This window comes from Flavobacterium sp. Arc2, from assembly GCF_041431385.1.
Lineage (GTDB): Bacteria > Bacteroidota > Bacteroidia > Flavobacteriales > Flavobacteriaceae > Flavobacterium.
Window position 1 is genome coordinate 33,643 of the sequence record NZ_JASMRH010000018.1, and the last position, 21,892, is coordinate 55,534.

Annotated in this window: 19 protein-coding genes; 3 read left to right on the top strand and 16 right to left on the bottom strand. The window is 33.1% G+C overall.

Annotated features, from left to right (window positions below; genetic code table 11):
- Positions 1-72 precede the first annotated feature (72 nt).
- The 16 genes from QO182_RS13210 to QO182_RS13285 all read right to left on the bottom strand — a co-directional run bounded on the left by QO182_RS13210 (position 73) and on the right by QO182_RS13285 (position 18,625).
- Complete coding sequence (locus tag QO182_RS13210) at positions 73-1,242, bottom strand: glycosyltransferase family 4 protein (protein ID WP_371562103.1); 1,170 nt, start codon at positions 1,240-1,242, stop codon at positions 73-75.
- Between the two features lie 62 nt (positions 1,243-1,304).
- Positions 1,305-2,780 (bottom strand): O-antigen ligase family protein, encoded by a 1,476-nt coding sequence (locus QO182_RS13215; protein WP_371538135.1) that lies wholly within the window; start codon positions 2,778-2,780, stop codon positions 1,305-1,307.
- Positions 2,781-2,793: 13 nt separating this feature from the next.
- The gene (locus tag QO182_RS13220; protein WP_371538137.1) at positions 2,794-4,158 is read right to left on the bottom strand and encodes a lipopolysaccharide biosynthesis protein; all 1,365 of its coding nucleotides are present in this window, start codon (positions 4,156-4,158) and stop codon (positions 2,794-2,796) included.
- A 14-nt stretch (positions 4,159-4,172) separates the two neighbouring features.
- Positions 4,173-6,554 (bottom strand): exopolysaccharide transport family protein, encoded by a 2,382-nt coding sequence (locus tag QO182_RS13225; RefSeq protein WP_371562105.1) that lies wholly within the window; start codon positions 6,552-6,554, stop codon positions 4,173-4,175.
- Positions 6,555-6,558: 4 nt separating this feature from the next.
- A complete protein-coding gene (locus tag QO182_RS13230; RefSeq protein ID WP_371538143.1) occupies positions 6,559-7,287 on the bottom strand; it encodes a TolC family protein in 729 nt (242 codons plus the stop codon).
- 26 nt (positions 7,288-7,313) lie between these two features.
- A complete protein-coding gene (locus QO182_RS13235; RefSeq protein ID WP_371562107.1) occupies positions 7,314-8,516 on the bottom strand; it encodes a sugar transferase in 1,203 nt (400 codons plus the stop codon).
- A gap of 47 nt (positions 8,517-8,563) precedes the next feature.
- Entirely contained in the window at positions 8,564-8,950 is a 387-nt protein-coding gene (locus tag QO182_RS13240) for a PleD family two-component system response regulator (protein WP_371538149.1), read from the bottom strand.
- 232 nt (positions 8,951-9,182) lie between these two features.
- Positions 9,183-10,529, bottom strand: coding sequence for a UDP-glucose/GDP-mannose dehydrogenase family protein (locus QO182_RS13245; protein WP_371562109.1), 1,347 nt, complete (start codon positions 10,527-10,529; stop codon positions 9,183-9,185).
- Between the two features lie 578 nt (positions 10,530-11,107).
- Entirely contained in the window at positions 11,108-11,425 is a 318-nt protein-coding gene (locus QO182_RS13250; RefSeq protein ID WP_371562111.1) for an Hpt domain-containing protein, read from the bottom strand.
- 271 nt (positions 11,426-11,696) lie between these two features.
- The gene (locus QO182_RS13255; protein ID WP_371538157.1) at positions 11,697-12,098 is read right to left on the bottom strand and encodes a hypothetical protein; all 402 of its coding nucleotides are present in this window, start codon (positions 12,096-12,098) and stop codon (positions 11,697-11,699) included.
- Between the two features lie 214 nt (positions 12,099-12,312).
- A complete protein-coding gene (locus QO182_RS13260) occupies positions 12,313-13,095 on the bottom strand; it encodes an enoyl-CoA hydratase/isomerase family protein (protein WP_371538160.1) in 783 nt (260 codons plus the stop codon).
- A gap of 9 nt (positions 13,096-13,104) precedes the next feature.
- A complete protein-coding gene (locus QO182_RS13265) occupies positions 13,105-14,520 on the bottom strand; it encodes a PAS domain-containing sensor histidine kinase (RefSeq protein WP_371562157.1) in 1,416 nt (471 codons plus the stop codon).
- Positions 14,521-14,645: 125 nt separating this feature from the next.
- A complete protein-coding gene (locus QO182_RS13270; protein ID WP_371562112.1) occupies positions 14,646-15,203 on the bottom strand; it encodes a CopD family protein in 558 nt (185 codons plus the stop codon).
- Positions 15,190-16,545, bottom strand: a complete 1,356-nt coding sequence (locus QO182_RS13275; protein ID WP_371538165.1) for an MATE family efflux transporter — start codon at positions 16,543-16,545, stop codon at positions 15,190-15,192. The genes QO182_RS13270 and QO182_RS13275 overlap by 14 nt, the downstream gene beginning before the upstream one ends.
- Positions 16,546-17,577: a ferrochelatase gene (gene hemH, locus QO182_RS13280; RefSeq protein ID WP_371562114.1), complete on the bottom strand. Its 1,032-nt coding sequence runs from the start codon at positions 17,575-17,577 to the stop codon at positions 16,546-16,548.
- A 175-nt stretch (positions 17,578-17,752) separates the two neighbouring features.
- The gene (locus tag QO182_RS13285; protein WP_074720193.1) at positions 17,753-18,625 is read right to left on the bottom strand and encodes an AraC family transcriptional regulator; all 873 of its coding nucleotides are present in this window, start codon (positions 18,623-18,625) and stop codon (positions 17,753-17,755) included.
- A 228-nt stretch (positions 18,626-18,853) separates the two neighbouring features.
- Between QO182_RS13285 and hemA the strand changes: the two genes are divergently transcribed.
- The 3 genes from hemA (at position 18,854) to QO182_RS13300 (ending at position 21,889) form a co-directional block, all read left to right on the top strand.
- A complete protein-coding gene (gene hemA / locus QO182_RS13290) occupies positions 18,854-20,110 on the top strand; it encodes a glutamyl-tRNA reductase (RefSeq protein ID WP_371538170.1) in 1,257 nt (418 codons plus the stop codon).
- Positions 20,111-20,258: 148 nt separating this feature from the next.
- Positions 20,259-21,185 (top strand): hydroxymethylbilane synthase, encoded by a 927-nt coding sequence (gene hemC, locus QO182_RS13295; protein ID WP_371538173.1) that lies wholly within the window; start codon positions 20,259-20,261, stop codon positions 21,183-21,185.
- Entirely contained in the window at positions 21,185-21,889 is a 705-nt protein-coding gene (locus QO182_RS13300; RefSeq protein ID WP_371562116.1) for a uroporphyrinogen-III synthase, read from the top strand. The genes hemC and QO182_RS13300 overlap by 1 nt, the downstream gene beginning before the upstream one ends.
- Positions 21,890-21,892 lie beyond the last annotated feature (3 nt).

Here is a 21,892-nt window from a genome sequence, read left to right on the forward strand (position 1 = left end):
ATTTTACTGTTAGTATCTGTTTCAATATACTTCGCTTGGATAAATATTAACTAGTATGATGTCTTTACTTTATTATAAGTTGTTTTTTTTGGATTGTTCTGAATGAATCAGTTCGTAAAGTTTTAGATAGTCTTTTGCCATATTGAGCCAAGAGAATTGTTTACTCCGCTCTAAACCCTTGTGGGAAAGAGATTTTCTATATGCTTCGTTATTCATTATTTCTATAAGCCCTTGAGTGATTTCTTCTGGATTGAATGGGTTGACTATGTGTGCTGCTCCACCAGAAACTTCTGGCATAGATGATGTATTTGATGTAATAACAGGTACATTACAAGACATTGCTTCTAGCATTGGAATACCAAAACTTTCCCTAAGCGATGGATATAAAAAGACGTCACACTGCGAATATATCGCCGGTAAATCAGTGTTTACAACATACCCTGTTAAAATAATCTGGTCTATAAGTTTAGGGTCATTTATTTCAATTAGAAGTTTATTAAGTTCTATTGTATCATAATCTAGCATAACTAGCTTGTGATTAGAATCTGTTTGTTTTAAGTAATCTGAAAAGGCCTTTAGTACTCCTTTCGTGTTCTTTTTAGGATCTGTATTTCCCAAGAAAAAGAAATATTTTTCTGGTAAGTTGTATTTTTCTTTTACCCGTTTAATTTCTTCTGTATTGGAAACAGGTTTAAAATGTTCGCTTACCCCATTATAAATAGCACCGAGCTTATGATCATGTTTGAGTCCGAAGAACTCACTGATTCTATTTTTCTCAAAATTAGAAACTGTAATTACTTTTTTACTTTTCTTAACTACGTGAGGCACTATTAATTTTCGGTATATATTTCCAAATTTTTGATAAGTGCTTGCGCTACTATTCAGTATCGTAAAATAACTACTTTCCATATAAATGATGTCATGGAGAATAGTAATTAAAGGAATGTCAGTAAAAAAGGGTGCTGTATTACTAGTACAATGTAATAGGTCGCAACCGTATTTTTTTGCGGCTTTAGGTAATGCAATTTGTTCCCAAGTAGGGTAGGGGCCTCCATCTAACTCTATGATTTTAAAATTTGATGTTTCTTTAATTACTGAATTACCCTCATCTGGTTTTACAAAGATGAAGTATTCATTTTTTTGATCTATGATTTGAAGATTTTTAATAAGCTCCAAAGCAACCATGTCCATGCCATGTTTTTTTTTACGAAAAATGCGCTGACCTTCTATTCCTATTTTCATAATATATTTAAGAGTTGCTTAATTAAAATTAAAAAAAGTGAATGATTTTAAATTTTTTATTTTTAAAGTATTTTTGACAAATACTCTTTTGGATCTCTTTCGAAAATTTGCGGGTTTGTCATTATTGCCATAGAAGCATAAATCAATAAAGAGGTCGGCATTTGACCTAACACTTCATTACCGTATGATGCGACCATGATTCCGGCCATTCCTGAAATTAACGCACTCATTTTTAACTTTGTTATTGGATCCCGAATTCTGAACATAACCTTAAAAGACGCCATCCCTATAACATAAAATAAAATAATTAGATGTAATGTTAATCCAATAATACCCATCTCTGCCCAAATCATAACGTACCAGCTATCAGTAGCAACATTAGAAAGGAATGCGTTTGGTAAAAATCGCTGAGCCTTATCACCAGCATGTCCAATACCACCTCCAAATGGCCTCGAGGCAAGGTAAACTTTTAGTTTTTCTTGATTTTTGAGTCTCACTTGTAATGAGGCATCATTCGGGTCAAACGCAGTCCTCATTCTTCTTATTTCGGCATTTCCATTGGCAATCATTGTAAATTTAAAAAATGCAAAAATCAGTACAATGAATATTATACCTGCGCCAAGCACTTTAATGTTTTTTCTTAAGATAAAATAGGTCATAAAACCTGCGAATGGTACACTTATAGCACCTCTTGTTCCTGATATCATCATTCCATATAAACCAAGAATTCCGACAGTAATAAAAAATAATCTAGGAAGCCCCTTTTTAGTCATAGAATATATTATAGCGACTACAGCTGAATAACCTTGATTTGCGCCAAAATTACCTGCGTCACTTAAAAATGAAAAAATCCTCAATTTACCAAATAAAACATGGGTTTGAGCAGCGCCTTCATCCAGCCAAGCTTGCTCTGCAGCATCAACTCCAAAAATCATCTGTCCCATTCCTTTTAGTGATGCAAGTATTGAAAACACACCCCATACGTATAGAAAACGATCTAATTTTTTATTAGTATTGATAAACATGAACGTAATAATAACAAAGAACAGGAAATAAAATCCAATGCTTCTGCCAGCAATCCATGCTTCTACACTTCGAGCCTCCGGATTTACAAGTTGTAGAATGCAGTATCCCAGCCATATAATCGCTAGGACTGTAACATCCTTGTTAGCTGGAGACCAGTCAACTCTTTCTCTAAATCGTGAAAAAATAAGAGCTAAAAAGGTTAAAAGCATAATCCCATCCATAGTAAAACCAAGGGGAAAACTTGTTTTTATGTAACGTGTTGCGCCAAGTAGAAGAAAATTAAGTCCAATGGCCGTATAAAACCCAATAATTGGATTTTTGAATAATATATAAAGATAAATAGGTGCAACCATGAGAGCCAGCGATAGGGCCACTCCTACAATCTCTAATTTTGCAAGTATTAGTGATATCGTCAATAATACAAATAATAGTAATAGCATAGCCTTAGGTTTAGCTAGGCTAGCAGAACCTGACATTCCATCAAAAGGGTTTAAATTATTACTTGTGTTCAATTTAATTTCTTATTTATTTTAAAAAAGGACTAAAGCGATTGTTAGTTGCTTTATTAATAATTTTTTTATAGAAAGTTATTCCGCTCGAGAATATTTCTCTATACGTCAAAGACAATTCTTTATTTAAAAAGTACATTCCCATCCAAATACCAATCAAAGTGAATATTATTGATGCTACTGCTACAATAATTAAAGATTTAAAAATAAAAATGGCAATAAAATCTCCAATTACATTTGCTAGCAACATGATAAATACTTTGATGGCATTAATTTTAGGTTTATTAATACTGTCTAAACCGACGCCTGTCATTCTATCAATAGGTAGTAATAATCCATAAATGGAAAATACTCTAACAATATCTACGACATTAAATCCGGTTATGGGATCCGTTTTTAAATACTGATGCCCACTTATGACAATAACAAAGAATTCAGCAAATACAAATGTGATCAAACTTATACCCACAAAAAGATAGGTTAAAGCTCCTGAATAGGTATAAAACAAGCTTTTTACTTCATCAATTTGATGATGTAAACTAGCTTTAGACATCTTAGGGAAAGCCGTAGCAACAAAACTTCGTAAAGGAATTTGTTGTAACTCTGTCAGTTTTAAAGGGATACTATAAAGTGCAACGGCAGCATTTCCCATTGGACTCAAACTAATAATTAAAGTATCAGCGCTTCGTAATAAGTTAGTTCCTATTAATGTAAAAGTGGTATACTTTCCAAAATCCAATAATGTTCTGTTGGTTGCTGAAGTTGCCTTTGAAATGTATTTTGTGCCATCCCATCCTAGAATTATTGTGATTAAAGAGGTGAAACCATTAATAATAATCAAAGCAATAACTAAATTATTTAAAGTCATTTCTGCAAAAAAGTAATTAAACAAAATCACAAGAAAAAATAACCCACTGTTAATTGCTTTTACTATTAAAATTTGTCCGTATTTTCTATCAGCCTGTAACACGACAAGTGCATTATTCCATGGTAGATTTAAAAATGCTAATAAAGGATACCACTTAAAGAACAAATGATAACCAGAATTACTAATTGTAGAATTAAAAAAAGTATTACAAAACATTAATATAATGGCTATCAAAATAGTCGCTCCTAGACCAATTAAAGCATTAGATCCTATTAGTTTAACCCTGGAAGAATCATTTGCGCCGGATAAAAACCTAATTAAGCCTGTATTGGTAATACCAAATCGAAACATTTCTACAAAAGAGCCTCCAGTTATAAATAATACCCATTCACCAAATACATCTAAAGATAAACTTCTTGCCAAAAAGGCAAAGCCAGCAATGCCTAAAATAGCAATAACAACATTTCCTGTTAATGACAGAAAATTATCTTCTTGTATTATTTTTTTTAACATTCTCATTAGTTAATTTAGATTTGATTTTTAGAAAAAAATTGAAAATTAAACATGGCTTTCATTTTTTTTCTAAAGTCGGTGCGCTTTTTTGGTAGGTCTCCTAATACTGATTCTATCTCATTTAAGTTTACTCCATTAACAATAATTCTTATTTTAGAATCTGACATATCTAATACATTTCTTGTGGCAGATACGTCCGCTTCAGACCAGACTCTATTAGAACGGCACACAAGAATTCCTAAATCTGCGTGGGTCATTAAATCTGCGGGATAATTATTATATATCAGGGCAGGTAATTCGATAATTACAAAATCAGGATTGTAATTGAGAGAAATATTATTTTGTTTAAGTATGTCGACATAGCTTGTTGCTTCATAATATAGAGGATCTATTTTATAGGAGTAGTACTCTGTACTGTCTAAATAAGTAGCAACCTCATCTAGAAAAGGATTGTTTAGGTCGATTCTAGGGTCTGGGTAACCAAGAAGTTTATTAATAATGGGAAATTTCCTTTGCTGCACAATAGGTTTTTGCTTATTATCATAATTTAGCATCAGTACTTTTTTACCTTCTTGTTTTAGTGTTTTGGCTATGTTTCCAGCTAAAACAGTTTTTCCTTCCATTTTTTGGGTACTAAATACCACTATGGTTTTTACCGGGTTTCCAGATAAATTTGATCCTGTATATCGTAATATGTTTTGAGTAATTATCTCAATTAACCTTTGTTGAATAAACGGTAAATCAATACTTCGTGGATTTAAAATCATTTTTGGCATCATGCCTAATGCTGGTAATCCTATTATTTTACTAGCTATGGTTGCATTTTTCAGTGTGTCATCAAAATATTCCATTATAAATATTATTGCCAAAATTAAAATACCACCTAAAATTGCTGCAGCAATAATTAGTATAGTGCGCTTTGTCGGATTAGGTGATAAAGGATAATACGGTAGGTCAATTGTTTTTATATTTGAAGACATTTCATTGTCCTGCAATTTAAGTTTGGCTAAATTAAGTCCATGAAGAATTTCTAAGTAGCCTTGTTCTGATACTGAAATCTCACGTTCGATTCTTTTTATAGTAGCTCCAGCTGGGGCATATTTTGCATATTTTTCTTGAAAGTCATCATACTGACCGCTCATTGTTTTAATAGTTGCTTTTAGGTTTTCAGCTTCTACTACGTTATTCATCCAGTCTGGAAGTACTTTAGAGACTGGTAAACCATCTAGTGTGTTTTGATAGGAATACAATTCATCAACACTTCTTCTAATATCATTAGTTAAGTTCTCAGTTTGTTTTTTTAGCTCAGCCAATTTGATAACAACTTCTTTATTATTTTTTGATCCTATTTCAGATTGAGTTACAGCTACTTTAAAATTAAGATCGCCTAATTGCTTCTTTTTTTCAAGAACATTATCACTCTTTTCTTGTATAACATCTTGTATTTTTAACTTTTCTTCTAATCTTTTTGTTCCGGCTTGAACCCCTGCTAATTCTGCTGTTTTCTTTTTGAAGTCTACTTCCATATCTTCCTTAACAACCGCTACCGCTTTACTCTGCTCATAATAGTTAATAATATTTGCACCTTTGTTAAATTCAAGAAGTTTATCTTCCCCTTCTTTCAATTTTTGTCTGGCAGTTTCTAGTTCTCCTTCAAAATACTTAACTACATCGTCGGACCTATTTTCTTTGATGTATTTGTAATTTTTTATGCAAACTTGGCTATAGATCGCAAGGGTTTGTTGGCAAATACCGGGGTCGTTAGCTGTATAAGATAAATTGATTAAATCACTATTTGATATTCTAAAGGCTTCAATTTTTGAAATAGCTTTTAGAGAATAATGTTTATCATTATCATAATTAAGTAATTCATACACGAAATTGTGACTACTGCTTTTCATCAATAGAGTTAAATTTCGAACTGTTTTTTCATAATTATTTCGATTAATTTCTGGAGGAAATAGTGAGTTTTCGTGTTCAGATAATATTTTAGAATTAGAATCTACATTCTTACCTTTCTCAACATAATTGTACAAATTTGCTGGAATTTTATTTTTTAATTCATCGTAAAATGTTTTAGATATGTACTTCGGGTTTGCTTCGGGCAACATTAAGTGTAGCGCTAATAAACGGATTGCAACTTCTTCTTGAGTTTCTCTTGATTCGATAATATTTATTAAATTATCAAAAGCGGTATTCGTAGCTTGATAATTAAACGTCTTATCCATTTCTATTGATGAGCCCGATGCAAGACCAGTATATAGAATGGTTTGTGACGAGTACTCAAAAGAAGGGTTCATGGTAAGCAATATAACCATAGTAGCAAGGAGCAATGGAACCACTATTAATAGAATCAAATGCTTTAATATTAATCTTACAAAATCAATTACTGTCATCTCTTTAATTTGAATTAAATACAAAACCGGCCATATCTTCTAATAGTTTTTTTGCTATAATAAATTCAGACACGGCAGATTCATAATCAGCCTCCACATTTGAGGCTATACTTGTGATTCTTACAAATTCTGCAACCGGGACTATACCATTGCGAAATTCCTTTTCGACCATTTCCATATTTACTTTATTATCTCCTAAAGACTTGGATTTTATTTTAAGTATTTTTTGTTTTAAAACTAAGTCTTGGTACATTTTAATGACAGTTTGTCTAACTTCATCCTCTTGAAACTGCGCCATACTCTTCGCCGCATCAACCTCTAATCTAGCTAGGCCTACTTGATTCTTTCGATTGATGAAATCAAAAACTGGAATCTTAAGATAAACCCCTACGCTATAATTAAATTGTGTTGTGGTGGTTAAAGCAGAAGTACTTCCTGTCGCATTCGCATTCGTTGAAAAATTATTGAGATTTCCATATCCCATATCTGTTTGAACCCCCATGTTTTTTGTCCAATAAATACGTTCTGTTGCTAAAGTTGACTCTTTCACCCCGATTTCTTGATTTCTAAATTTGATCATCGCGTTGCGTTTTAAAACTGAATCGATAACAATCTTAATAGGCGGTAGCGTAATATTATCCCTATTTTCAATATCAGTCGATTGTGATTTTACAATGTTAATCGAGAACACCGTAATAGCTAAAATCAATATTATCTTTAATGTATTTTTCATGTTGTTTTATGCCTAAATCCTATTTTTTAAACGGAACCTTTTTGAAGCAATGCAGGAATGGTTCTTAAAATGAGCTTGATGTCATACCAAAATGAATAATTATCACCCTTGAATTGGTCTGCATATTCATTGTCAAGACGCATTCTCTCTTCTTCAGACATTTTTCCGCCTTTTCCTCTTAATTCCACCTGCCATAATCCTGTTATTCCGGGAGGTGCTAAAAATCTTTTTGAGATTTCATCCCCAGTAATCAATTCTGCTTCATAGACTGGTAATGGTCTGTTGCCCACAATTGACATATCGCCTTTTAAAACATTTATTAATTGTGGCAATTCATCTATACTGGTGTTTCTAATAAATTTACCAACTTTCGTTACACGAGGGTCATCGACAATTTTTACAAATGTTGAATTGTTTTTTGCAGCTTCTTGTTTTTGAATGTTGTACCAGTAATCACAAATTACGTGAGTGTCGATATACATCAAAGGAGAGCAAGATTCGCTTGGTGCTAGGGTACTGCACCTAGGGCATGGCTCTTCAAGTGGATTAGTAGTAGAAACTGTTTCTTCTTTTTTGTACTGATTTTTTTCTAATGCTAATTTTTTCAACAATTCGTCAGAACCAGTGCGCATTGATCTTAATTTATAAAAATCAAAAGTTTTACGTCCAACTCTTTTTGATATGTAATACATTTTACCTTTTGATTCTAAACGGATAGCTAGCATGACCAATAACAAGAATGGTGAAGCGACTAAAAGGACAGAAGAAGCAACAAAAATATCGAAAATACGTTTAGATAGCGGCATTTTATACGCTTCTTCAATTGGCTTTTGCTTTACTTTTAAAGTAGTATGTTTTTTGTTAGCGCAAAGAAATGCCGTTCTATTTAAAATAGCAAGAGGTTCTGATACTGATGTTACATAAAAGTCATCAATTTGTTTTTTGAAGGCTAATTTGTAGAGATCAACGTTGAATTCTTTAGATAATAATATAAACGGAATTGTATTAAATGAGCTGTTTTCTCTCATCCAATCAAAAAGGAATATACCGTTGTTTCCGGGAAGATTATAATCACAAATAATGGCATCTGGTTGCTTATTATTTTCAAGATAATTAGTGACCTTAACACTATTTTCTAAGGTGATTATATTCCATTTATTGTGCTGCTGCGAAACATCAAAATAGGATGGGTTATTTCCGATGTATAAAATAGTAAGAATTGGATCCATGTTAATAAGGTCTTTAAATTCGGTTGTAATTCTAGTTGGTAGTTTTTTTACCACTCTATCGCATAGTGAATGGGATACAAGTTTTTCTTTACCAGTTCATCCAGTTCTTCAGGATTAAAAGGTTTTGTAAGATAATCTTGCGCGCCTAGTTTATAACATTTTATGCGTTCCTTACTTTCTGATTTTCCCGATAGCATGATGCATGGTGTATGCTTTGTAAAACCACGTTGACGCAGTTCTGTTAAAAATTCATAACCATCCATTTTTTCCATTTGAATATCACTAATAATTAAGTCAGGGATATTGTCGTCTAGCCATAGTAAAGCATCAAGTCCATTATTCATTGATACAACCTCGTAATTTTTTGAAAGGAAATTTTCTAATAGAAGACAAATGCTCATTTCATCATCTAAAACTAATATTTTTTTCTTCATAATTTCTTCTTTTAAGTTTTAAAAACCATTTTAAGCTTTATCTTCTATTTAGATGATAGATTTAAAGAAGGCTATAGTTTTTAGTAAGCCTTCTTCAAGGTCTATCTTAGGTGACCATTCTAGTTCTTTTTTTAGCTAATGAAATATCGAGTTACCGCTGCATTGTTTAGCGGGCGGGTAAAGTTTGATAGACTATTTTTGATTTAGAGCCACTGAGTTTTCTAGACATCGTTTAAGATTTTAATTCCAAACTATCTTTTGTCGTATCTATACCTATACAAAAGTAATCAAAGCCACTTTCTTTCATTTCTTCTCTATCGTAAATATTACGACCATCAAAAATGGCGGGTGTACTAAGTAATTTTTGAACAATTTTTAGATTTGGAAATTTGAATTCTGGCCATTCTGTAAGTATGGCTAGACAATCAGCATCAATCAGTGTCTCATATTGATCTTCACAGTACGAGATGGTATCGCCAAAATGATGTTTAGCTTCTTCAATTGCAATTGGATCATATGCTTTAACTATGGCGCCAGCTTCTAATAAATATTTAATAATATACAATGAAGGAGCTTCTCGCATATCATCAGTTTGCGGTTTAAAGGAAAGGCCCCATAGTGCAATCGTTTTGCCTTTAACATCTCCTTTAAAATACTTCATGATTTTAGTGAAAAGCACTAGTTTTTGATCATTATTTACGGCTTCGACTGCCTTAAGTACTCGTAATTCATAATTATGTTCGCTGGCTGTTCTAATTAAAGCTTGAACATCTTTTGGAAAGCAAGAACCACCATAACCAATACCTGGATATATAAATTTGTGTCCAATACGAGAATCTGAACCAATACCTTTTCGTACTTTATTTATGTCTGCGCCAACAATCTCGCAAAGGTTTGCAATGTCATTTATAAAACTGATTTTCGCAGCTAGCATGGCATTTGCGGCATATTTAGTCATTTCGGCTGAAATGATATCCATAAATATCACAGGATGACCATTAAGGGTGAAAGGTTTGTAAAGGCTTTTCATTAAGTCTTCCGCTCTTGCACTTTCTAGACCCACTACAATTCTATCTGGTTTTAGGAAGTCATCAATAGCCGCTCCTTCTTTTAAGAACTCAGGATTTGAGGCTACGTCAAATTCTATTTGTACATTTCGTTTATCTAATTCTTCTTGTAATGCTTTTTTTACTTTTTGAGAAGTACCTACTGGAACTGTACTTTTTGTAACCACTAACATATAATCGTTGATGTGTTTCCCGCAATCTCTCGCGACAGATAAGACGTACTTTAAGTCTGCACTACCGTCTTCATCTGGTGGGGTTCCTACAGAAATAAATAGAACTTCAGAATCTACTAAAGCCGCTGCAATATCAGTAGTGAAACTTAAGCGCCCTTTTTTCATGTTTCGGGTGATCATTTCTTCTAAGCCCGGCTCATAAATAGGGATAATACCTTTATTTAAGTTGTCTATTTTAGTGCGGTCTATATCTACACACGTAACATCAATACCAACTTCGGAAAAACACGCACCAGTCACTAGTCCCACGTATCCACTTCCAACAATTACAATTTTCATACTATTTAGGTTTTTATAGGTTGTCAAGCAATATTTAACTTTTAAAATTGGAACTAAAATCTAAAAATTAAATACTTGGTTTATAATCACAGCGTTATTACAATAATAGCATGGATTTATTATTCAAATATAATACAAAAACAACACGAACATCGATTAAGCGCAAAAAACATCGATTAAATGTAATACGTTGTTTGCGTTTACCAAATTTTTAGTGATATTGAGTTGAAATTACAATAAAAGCGTACATAAACTTGAAATAGTTTTTGGGAATTATTTGATATTGTAACGTCGGTAATCTGCTATTCGAATAATTTTTTAATTAGTTACAACTGAAAGTGAAGTTTTTAAAAACTATCATAATCTGAAAGCAGATCAACAAATTAAGTTTAAGAAGAAAACAAAGTGATTTTAGAAATATTTTTAGACGTAGGATAACCTAAACTGCATTTAAAAATAGAACTATTGTATTTATTAGCACATAATTGGGTTTTTTGTGATCCAATGTATTTTATTTTAAAGTTGCTTAATTTTGAAGAAGCTGCAATGCGATAAAATTTTATTAAGATAAATAATTTCTAGAGCTCATTTAAAAAACGAGTCATGGTGTCTAAGATCTCAGTAAACTTTTCGTGAAGATTATTGTTATCCTCATTTAAGTTTAATTCATGCTGATTCGCTAGTACATAACTAACTTCAAGCCCTAAGAGACTAATTTTATGTTTAATTTTATGTACATTGTTTGCAGCTAAATCGAATTTTTTCGCTTGGATATTTATTAAATAGACATCTCTTTCTTCAGGGAATTCCTTTTTTAAAACGGTAAGTATTTTTTCTTCAAAAGCTTTATCTCCTCCTGTAAAGCTGTTTAAATAAGAGAAATTTGGTTCTTCCATAATTATTTGTTGCTGATTAAATAAAACAGTATTCTAATCTAGACTTGCAATTATAGCCAAATCTTAACTCTATAGAATTAGATGTTTTTTATAACTATAAAACGGCTAAAAGCAAATCAAGAAATAGGCCTTTAAGCCTTTAAAAAAATTTGCAGAACATACTGTTTAATGATGTAATCTATTTTCTATTAATATTATTTTTTCCTTTATTTTTTTGCTTTAAAACAGATCTCTCTGAAAAATAGGATCTAAGGTGATAAAACAGTTTTTTTTATATTATTCCTTTTTCTTTCATTTCGATAATTACATCTGAAGCATTTTTAAACGTAGGTGGCTGTTCTATAATGCTTCCTACTCTTTTTTTGTTCAGCTTAAAAGTAATGTCGTTTTCTGTAGTGAATAAAAGGGCTGTCAAAAACGGATTGTTCATATAAGGTGCTAGTACGATAAAGGCTTCGTCAATGGTATGAAAACTTTCTATTTCCTCTGTTTTGTACTTTGCGCTAAGTGAAAGACTAAAAACGTCATCTTCCAATAACACAGGACGAACATAAATGTTTTTCAGTTCTGTATCACCTATGGTCTTCGCCAAAGTTAATTTGGCATAAGTTCCGTTTTGAATACTTTCTTTAACTTTTTCCCAAAATTGAACGAATACGGGTTGGAATGACATAAAATTATTTTTTAACTGTTGAATGATTCTCAGATTGAGTTTGCAAAATTAAGATTTGTATGTCTAAATAGCGGTCTAATATTAGAAAAGTTTGTTTTCTGTGTATAATATCATCTAACATTTAAATACTAAATGAAGTAAAACAGCAGATTCACTAATCTTGTGACTAGTGAATCTGCTGTTAAAAGTTATTTTGATGTAAAGGAATGTTTAGTTATTCTCCTGTAAATACGGCTTTTCTTTTTTCTAAGAAAGCGGTTGTTCCTTCTTTAAAATCTTCGGTACCAAAACATTTCCCGAAAGATTTTATTTCCGTTTCAAAACCATTTTCACCGTCTTTGTAATTAGCATTTATTGCTTTTATAGCTTTGCTGATTGCCAATGGAGAGTTTCTCATGATTTTTTGTGCTACTCCATTACAGAATTCTAAAAGCTCTGCTTGTGGCACCACATGGTTTACTAACCCATTTCTGTAGGCTTCGTCAGCAGTTATCATACCAGCAGTCATAATCATTTCCATGGCACGACCCTTACCTATTAACTGTGGTAAGCGTTGTGTTCCACCATATCCAGGAATAACTCCTAAAGATACTTCTGGCAAGCCCATTTTAGCATTATCTGAAGCGATTCTAAAGTGACAGGCCATGGCTAATTCTAATCCTCCTCCAAGTGCAAATCCGTTAACGGCAGCAATAACTGGGATTTTCAGGTTTTCGACAAAATTAAATAAAATGTCTTGTCCTTGGGCAGCTAATTGAACGCCTTCTTCAACTGAAAAATCAGCAAATTCAGCAATGTCAGCTCCCGCCACGAATGCTTTTTCACCGCTTCCGGTTAAAATTACCACTCGGGTTTCGTAATTTTTTTCCAACTCCTGAAATGCCTGGTGCAGTTCTTGAATCGTGACTGTATTTAGGGCATTTAGTTTTGTAGGGCGGTTTATAGTTATTGTTGCAATACTGTTTTCTTTTGCAACTAGAATGTTAGTGTAGCTCATTTTAGTAATTTAAGAGTTAATTATAGGAAGAGACACCGTAAAACGAGTTCCTTTTCCATATTCTGTATCAAAGGTAATTGTTCCCTTGTAATTTTCAATTATGTTTTTGATAATACCCAAGCCTAATCCCATTCCGCTGTTTTTAGTGGTGAATTTGGGTTCGAAAATACGACTAATATCTTCAGGCTTGATTCCGATTCCATTGTCTTCTACGATTATTAACACGTTGTTGAGGTCTTTTTTTACGGCGACAAAAACGGTTTTGTTTTCCTGATGTTCGGGTATTGATTGAATGGCGTTTTTAACCAAATTGGTAATGATTCGAATCAATTGTGTGCGGTCTATTTTTGAAATAATTTCAGGAGATTCACTTTCAAAGACAATGTGTTCGTCATTGAAGATATCTAATGACAACTCAACGACTTCCACTACATTCAGCGTTTCATTTTGCTGCGCGGGCATAGAAGCAAAATTAGAAAAAGCAGATGCAACGGCATTCATCGTGTCGATTTGCTGAATCAGCGTTTCCGAGTAATCTTTCATTTTTTGTATGATGTCAGGATCTTCGGGATTGAATTTTCTTTCCAAGCTTTGTACCGTCAAACGCATTGGAGTCAATGGATTTTTAATCTCATGTGCTACCTGTTTTGCCATTTCGCGCCAAGCTTCTTCTCTTTCACTTTGCGCTAATTTTACCGCACTTATCTCGAGTTCTTCCACCATTCGATTATAAGATTTAATCAGTAAGTTTATTTCTTTACTGCTCGCTTCTAATACTATTTTTTTATTTTTTTGGCTTAAGCTAGTTTCATTTATTCGGTCTGAAATTGTTTTCAGTGACTTTGTGATGTAAGTTGAAAGAACATAAGCCAGTCCAAAGGCCACAATTAACATGAAAGTATAGACCTGTCCTAAACGGATTAAAAAACTGTGTAGTTCCTTTTCATAAAAACCGTCATCCTCGAGATAAGGTAAGTTTAAAACACCCAATGGTTTGAATTTGTCATCTTTTATTTGGGTAAAAGAAGATCTGTTTTTTACGCCGTTTATGGTTTTAATGTCAACATATCGTTTTTCGATAGAAGAACGAACCAGTTTTAATATGTATTTTGGAATGGGAGGCGAAACTTTATCAACGGAAAAAGATTCTTTGGAGGATTTTAACAGCTTCCCTTCCAGGCTGTAAATATTTATTTCAATATTGTGAATGTGGGCTAGTTCATGAATTTTATCCTTGAAAATTAAATCCAGATTTTCAGTAGTTAAAGGGTAGGTTGTTGTCGAAAGAACGTAATTAATATGTTCTCTTACTGCGTTTTCTTTCCTTTCTAATCGCTCCTGATGGTATTCTTTGGCTTCGTTTTTAAATTGGATAATCGAGATGGAAGCTAATAAAACAGAGGCTACAATTATCAGTACGATCATCGAAAGAAAAATCCGAATTCGTAGCGATAACATCGATAATTTGAAATCTTTTAGCATTGTTCTGTTTTTAGTATTCGGTCTTTTAATTTGTTAACATTCAGACAAACTGAACACTAAAAGACTGATCACTGATCGCTGTTCTTCTCGCGTATTTTTTTATAAAACTTAAAACCTAACATTATAGTAATTGAAAACAGGAAAATTCCAGCAACTCCGTAAATCCAATTGACGGCATTTTTTAAGACGACTAAAAAAACGACTGCAAAAAGAATAATGGTAGCGCCTTCATTCCATAAGCGCATAAAATTAGTTGTGTATTTAACTTGGTCGTTTTGTAATTGCTTAAATATTTGATGGCACTTACCATGGTACAAATACAACACAAATACGAAGCCAAGTTTTACATGCATCCAAGGCATTTGCAACCAAGACTTTCCTAAATCAGTAAAAAATAGCATCCAAAAAGCAAAAATACTCGCTAGAATCGCCGAAGGCCAAGTGATAATATACCACAAACGATACGTCATTATTTTATATTGCTTTTGTAAAATTTCTTTTTCAGGTGACGGTTTGTCTGCCGCTTCTATTTGGTAAACAAATAAACGAACGATATAAAATAATCCTGCAAACCAGGTGATTACGAAGATGAGGTGTAGGGATTTGAGGTAGTTATAATATTCCATCGATAGTTTTAGTCAATTTTGTATTCATTTCTTTTTTTAGAAAATAACCTGTTAGCATCGTTGACAATACATCAGCAATAGGGAAGGAGACCCACACCCCAAAAATACCGAAAAAATTCGGTAGTATGAGAACTAAAGGAATTAGGAAAAATCCTTGTTTACTGAGCGTTAGTAATAATGCTTTTTTAGCTTTTCCTGCTGCTTGAAAATAGGCTGCGCCAATTAATTGGATGGCAATAATAGGAGAAGCGGCAAATACCCAACGCAATGCATTAGGTGTTTCTGCAATAACCGTAGGATCAGTAGTAAAAATCGCTACTATTGGTGTGGCATAGTAAAGAATAACAACAAAAATTAAAGAAGCCAATAGAGCCGCATATTTTATTGATATTTGAATGCTTTCTTTTACTCTTTCATAATTATGGGCTCCATAATTATACCCTGCAATGGGGATAAAGCCTTGGGTGATTCCAAGAATAGGGAATAGGGCAAACATCAACATTCTACTGATTATTCCGTAAACGGCAATGGAATGTTCGCCACCATACGAGTATAAAGTATGGTTAAGAATAATGGCTAAAACACCTATTACTCCTTGTCTTGAGAAAGTTACGGAACTTAGCTCGGTAATTTCTTTAATGATGGGTAAGTGTAATTTAAAATGTCTCGCTTTTAGTTTCAATTCGCTTTTGTACACAAAAAACCAAAGCACGAAAAGGAAGCACATAAAGTAGGAAATGGAGGTTGCTAATGCTGCTCCAAACATTCCTAATCCCATCACTTTTATAAAAATAATGTCTAAAATAATATTAACAAAAGCGGGAATAATCATGGCGACCATAGCAAATTTAGCTTTGCCTTCTGCTCTTATAATATTATTTCCCATCATACAAAGGGCAAGGAAGGGTACTGAATAAATGATAGGTGAGAAAAATTCAGTCGCCGGTTTAATAATAGCTCCTTTTGCACCAAAAATAAGTAGCATATCAGCACTAAAAAAGATGCCTACTATTACAAAAAGTGATGCTAAAATAAAGGTCATCATAATTTGATTGGCAAAAGTGGTTTTCGCTTTTTCGTATTTTTTAGCGCCTAAAGCCCTCGAAAGTACAGAGCCACCACCCACTCCAATAGCCATACCTAATGAGGATATCAGGAACGTTATTGGTAAGACTACTGTTACGGCCGCAATAGCTAGCGAACCGATCCACTGTCCTACAAATATTGTGTCAATAAGAATATTGACGGACATAAACAAAATCCCAATAGAGGCAGGCAAGGCCTGTTTCATCAAGAGTTTTTTTATATCCTGGGTTCCTAATTCCTCGGCTGAAACTGCCATTTATGCAATCGTTTTTTCAACAGCAACCCATTCGGTAATCCAGTTGCTTACGGTATTGCACCAGGCATCGCTATCGTTCAAGCAAGGAATTGCCAAGAACTCTTCGCCACCATGTGCCTTGAATTCGTGGTTAGCTTCCATCGCGATTTCTTCTAATGTCTCTAAACAATCAGATACAAAAGCAGGGGTTACCACTGCTAATTTTTTAATTCCTTTTTCAGGCATTTTGTTTACTTCGACATCCGTGTAAGGCGTAAGCCATTTGTCACCTGCTAAACGGGATTGAAACGTTTGGCTGTATTTTCCTTCTGGAATACCTAATAGTTTAACGACCTGCTTCGTTGTTTCGTAACATTGGTGACGGTAACAAAATTCATGTGCTGGTGAGGGCGTATTGCAGCAAGAGCCATCAATTTTACAATGTGATTTAGTAATATCCGTTTTGCGAATGTGTCGTTCTGGAATTCCATGATACGAAAACAATAGGTGGTCATAATCATAACCTTCCAAGTGCCCTTTTATAGAATCGGCAAGGTTTTGTAAATAGTCTGGTTTGTTATAAAAAGCAGGAACTATCGTAAATTTCATTTCTGGAAAATACTTTTTACGGTGTTCTTCGGCTAGTTCTAATATTGTAGTAGTAGAAGCCATTGCATGTTGCGGGTACAAAGGAAAAAGCATCACTTCAGTAACGCCTTGATCATGTAGTTCTTGTAGTCCTGACAAAAGCGAAGGGTTTCCATAACGCATAGCTAATGAAACGGGAACATTCACTAATTGTTTAACCTTAGCATGCATTCTTTTTGAGATCACGACAAGTGGAGAACCTTCATCCCACCATATTTTAGCGTAGGCTGCCGCTGATTTTTTAGGTCGTGTTTGCAAAATGATTCCGCGAACTAATAATGCTCTTAACAAAAACGGAACGTCAATTACGTATTTGTCCATTAAAAATTCGTCCAAATAAGGTTTTACATCTTTTGCAGTTGGACTTTCAGGAGAACCTAAGTTGACTAATAATACACCTTTCATAAATTATATCTTTTTATTATTATCATCGCTTCAGTTTTTTTGGTAAAAACCTTCGCATGCGAATCCCAAAACTTTGGGAGTGGAATCTTGTGGCAAAAGTAATTAAAGTTGGTTTTCTATAAATTACGATTAACTATTTTTTATTTATTGTTTAATATATAAAACCGATGATAAATTAAGTATTCGGATTTATGGACATTAAGTATTTCTTTGGCGTTGTGGCAAATTTCTTTTTGAAGGCAGCGATGAAATGACTTCCGGTGCTGTATCCTATTTTTAATCCTACCTCATTTACATTATAAGATCCACTGTCAAGTAACTTTCGAGCAAAATCCATTTTATAGTCGAATAGAAAACCATAAACAGTATCGCCATAAATTTGTTTGAAACCCATTTTTAGTTTCTTTAAATTTAAACCTATTTCATCTGCTAGTTCTTGTAATCCTGGCGGTTCAGCCATATTAGCAATAATGATTTCTTTGGCTTTTCTAATTTTCATTACATTGTCTTCATCGATCAAAAACGGACATTGTTCCGCATTAGGGTCTTCCGTTCGATTGAAATACAAACTCAATAATTCGTATCCTTTTCCTTTATAGTATAAATTTTTTATCGAAGGATGAAGGCTGTAGTGAAATAATTGTGACAATACAATTGCCATCGACGGACTTATATTTCCTTCGTTATAATATTTTTTATCTTTATTGTCTCCGCTCAAAAAAGTGATGTAATCTGCTTCTGTCGAAAATAAGGCGTGAAATTTCTTGATCGAAATAATTACTGAAATCACCCAAGAATTTGGTGCTAGTTCTAGATTTAGCGGTAACTCTTTTTGAGGATTATATAAAAGCAGTGATTTTTCTTCTTTCAATTCTAAGGCATAATTCCCTTGATTGAATATAAATTTAGCGCTTCCTTTTAATCCAAAATGAAACTGAATCAACCCACTGCTGACTTCCCGTTGGGCATTAAAGGATTCTGTGCTGTCATTCTGAAAACGAATTAGAGTAAAATCATCTTCTATTTTTATAATTTCTTGAGAACTCATAGCGATATTTTTTAATTTAAAACACGACGATTACAAACTCCTTTAGTTTAGAACGACTCTAAATAAGAACGGCTTGATAACTTGATTTCAGTACAAAACTAACTATTTTTGCATTAAAACAGACGATTAGAAATAAAAAAACATTCAGCGACACAAAAAGAACTTCTAGCGTTACTTTTATAAAGTCTATAGTGATAATTTTGTCTCACTTTTTGGAAAAGTATTTATATGGAAAATAATAACCTATCAAAGCATCAGTATTTTTACTCCGTTGGATTAAGCTATAAAAAAGCAGATGCCGAGATTAGAGGAAGATTTAGCTTAGATGCTTTAGCTAAAACACGTTTACTGGAACAAGCAAAGGAGGAAGGGATTGAAAGCTTAATCGTGACTTCTACTTGTAACCGTACTGAAATTTACGGATTTGCAGAACACCCTTTTCAATTAATAAAATTGATTTGTGAGAACAGTCAAGGAAGTGTTGAAGCATTTCAAAAAGTTGGTTTTGTATATAAAAATCAAGAAGCCATAAATCATATGTTTCGCGTAGGAACAGGTTTAGACAGCCAGATTCTTGGTGATTTTGAAATTATATCCCAAATAAGAACCAGTTTTAGCCAATCGAAAGCGTTAGGTCTTGCCAATAATTTCATGGAAAGATTAGTGAATGCGGTAATTCAGGCGAGTAAAAAAATAAAAACAGACACCGAGATAAGTTCCGGAGCCACTTCGGTTTCTTTTGCTTCCGTTCAATATATTATGAAGAACGTAGAAGACATTGGAAACAAGAATATTCTTTTGTTTGGAACTGGAAAAATTGGTAGAAATACCTGTGAAAATTTGGTTAAACATACCAAAAACGAACACATTACTCTAATCAACAGAACGAAAGATAAAGCAGAGAAGTTAGCAGGAAAACTGAACTTAATTGTAAAAGATTATTCAGAGTTACACCTCGAGTTGCAAAAAGCAGATGTTGTTGTTGTTGCTACTGGCGCCCAAAACCCTACGGTGGATAAAGCAATTTTAAATCTAAAAAAGCCTTTATTGATTTTGGATTTATCCATACCAAAAAATGTAAATGAAGATGTACAGGAATTAGATGGTGTTACTTTAATTCACATGGATTATTTATCTCAATTGACAGACGAGACTTTAGAAAACAGAAGAAATCATATTCCAGCTGCTGAGGCTATTATCGAAGAAATTAAAGAAGAGTTTAATGTTTGGACCAAAGGTCGAAAATTTGCTCCAACCATTCATGCGTTGAAAGATAAACTGAATGCTATTAAAAATTCGGAATTAGATTTTCAAAGTAGAAAAATTTCTGATTTTAATTTAGAACAGGCTGAAATTATCAGTGCTAGAATTATCCAAAAAATAACAACACACTTTGCGAACCATTTGAAAGATGATGATACCATGGTAGATGAAAGCATCGAATGGATTGAGAAAGTTTTTAAAATTGGTGCTGTAGCAAAATAGCTAAGAACTAGTTGAATGAAAAATTATAGTCATTTGTAAACTAGCATCTTTCAAAGGGAAAAAGTTATTTAAATTACTCTTAATGTATCTTAATTTCTTAATGGTTTAAAAAAATCAAATGGTTGATAATCATTTGTAAAAAGTAAAAATGGCAGATAAAATAATACGAATAGGAACACGCGATAGTGAACTCGCACTTTGGCAAGCACACACGGTAGAGAAAAAATTAAACGATTTAGGTTATAAAACTCAAATTGTATCGGTTAAATCGACCGGAGATATCATTCTTGATAAGCCACTATACGAATTAGGAATCACTGGAATTTTTACTAAAACATTAGATGTTGCTATGATAAATGGTACTGTGGATATTGCGGTGCACTCTATGAAAGACGTTCCTACGGCTTTGCCAAAAGGGATTGTTCAAGCAGCAGTTTTAGAAAGAGCAAATACCTTAGATATTTTAGTTCATAAAGGCAATCTTGATTTTCTTAATGAATCAGGTACTATTGCTACAGGAAGTTTGCGCCGTCAAGCGCAATGGTTAAATAAATATCCAACCCATAAAGTAGTTGATCTTCGCGGAAATGTAAATTTGCGTATGAAAAAACTCAACGAAGGAGACTGGAACGGAGCTGTTTTTGCTGCCGCTGGTTTAGAAAGAATCAACTTAAAACCAGAGAATTTCATTAATTTAGATTGGATGATTCCTGCTCCTGCACAAGGTGCTATGCTTGTTGTTGCCATGCAAGAAGATGCGTTTACACTTGATGCTTTGTCACAACTAAATGATATTGAAACTGAAATTGTAACTTATATAGAACGTCAGTTTCTAAAAACTTTAGAAGGGGGTTGTACGGCACCTATTGGGGCTTTGGCACGTTATAATGAAGAAGAAGATACCATTCATTTTCAGGGAGTTTTATTTTCGCTTGACGGAAAAGAAAAAATTGAAGTAGAAAAAATTGTTCCTATCGAAGAATGGAAAAAATTAGGTTTCTATGCTGCTCAAGAAGTCTTGAATAATGGAGGAGCAAAATTGATGACAGAAATTAAAAATAATTTGAAGAAATAATGAGCCAAACAAGTATTTTATCCACCAAAACATTGTCGGAAGAACAAAGGCAAGTATTTCTTGATGCTAATTTTGATCTATTAGAACAAGATTTTATCGAAATTAAAAACAATCTTTTTGAACTGAATAAAATCAACAATAATTTGATTTTTAGTAGCCAAAATGCTGTTTTAAGCTTGATGGAACAAACCGGTTGGGAAGTTCTAAAGACGAAACCTGTTTTTTGTGTAGGGATTAAAACCAAAGAATTGCTAGAAGCAAATGGTTTCACTGTGGATGTCTATTTAGACTACGCATCTGAATTAGCGGAGATAATCACGTTAATTTACAATAAAGAAAGCTATACTTTTTTGAGCGGGAATTTGCGCAAAGAGACTTTGCCAGAAGCATTAAAAAGCGCAGGAATAACTTTTAACGAAATCGAAGTTTATGAAACTAAGTTAGCGCCTTTCAAAATATCAGATCAGGAAAATTTTGACGGAATTCTATTTTTTAGTCCATCTGCTGTTGAAAGTTATTTGACAAACAATAAAATCAAGAATGAAGTTTGTTTTTGCGTAGGTAATACTACCGCAAAATCATTAGAATTAAATAAAGTTAAGAACATTGTAATTGCCGAAATACCAACAATCGAAGATGTAATTATTGAAGTTATAGCCTATTATAATACAGAAGAAAGCACTGAGCCATTAGATAAAATATAAAAC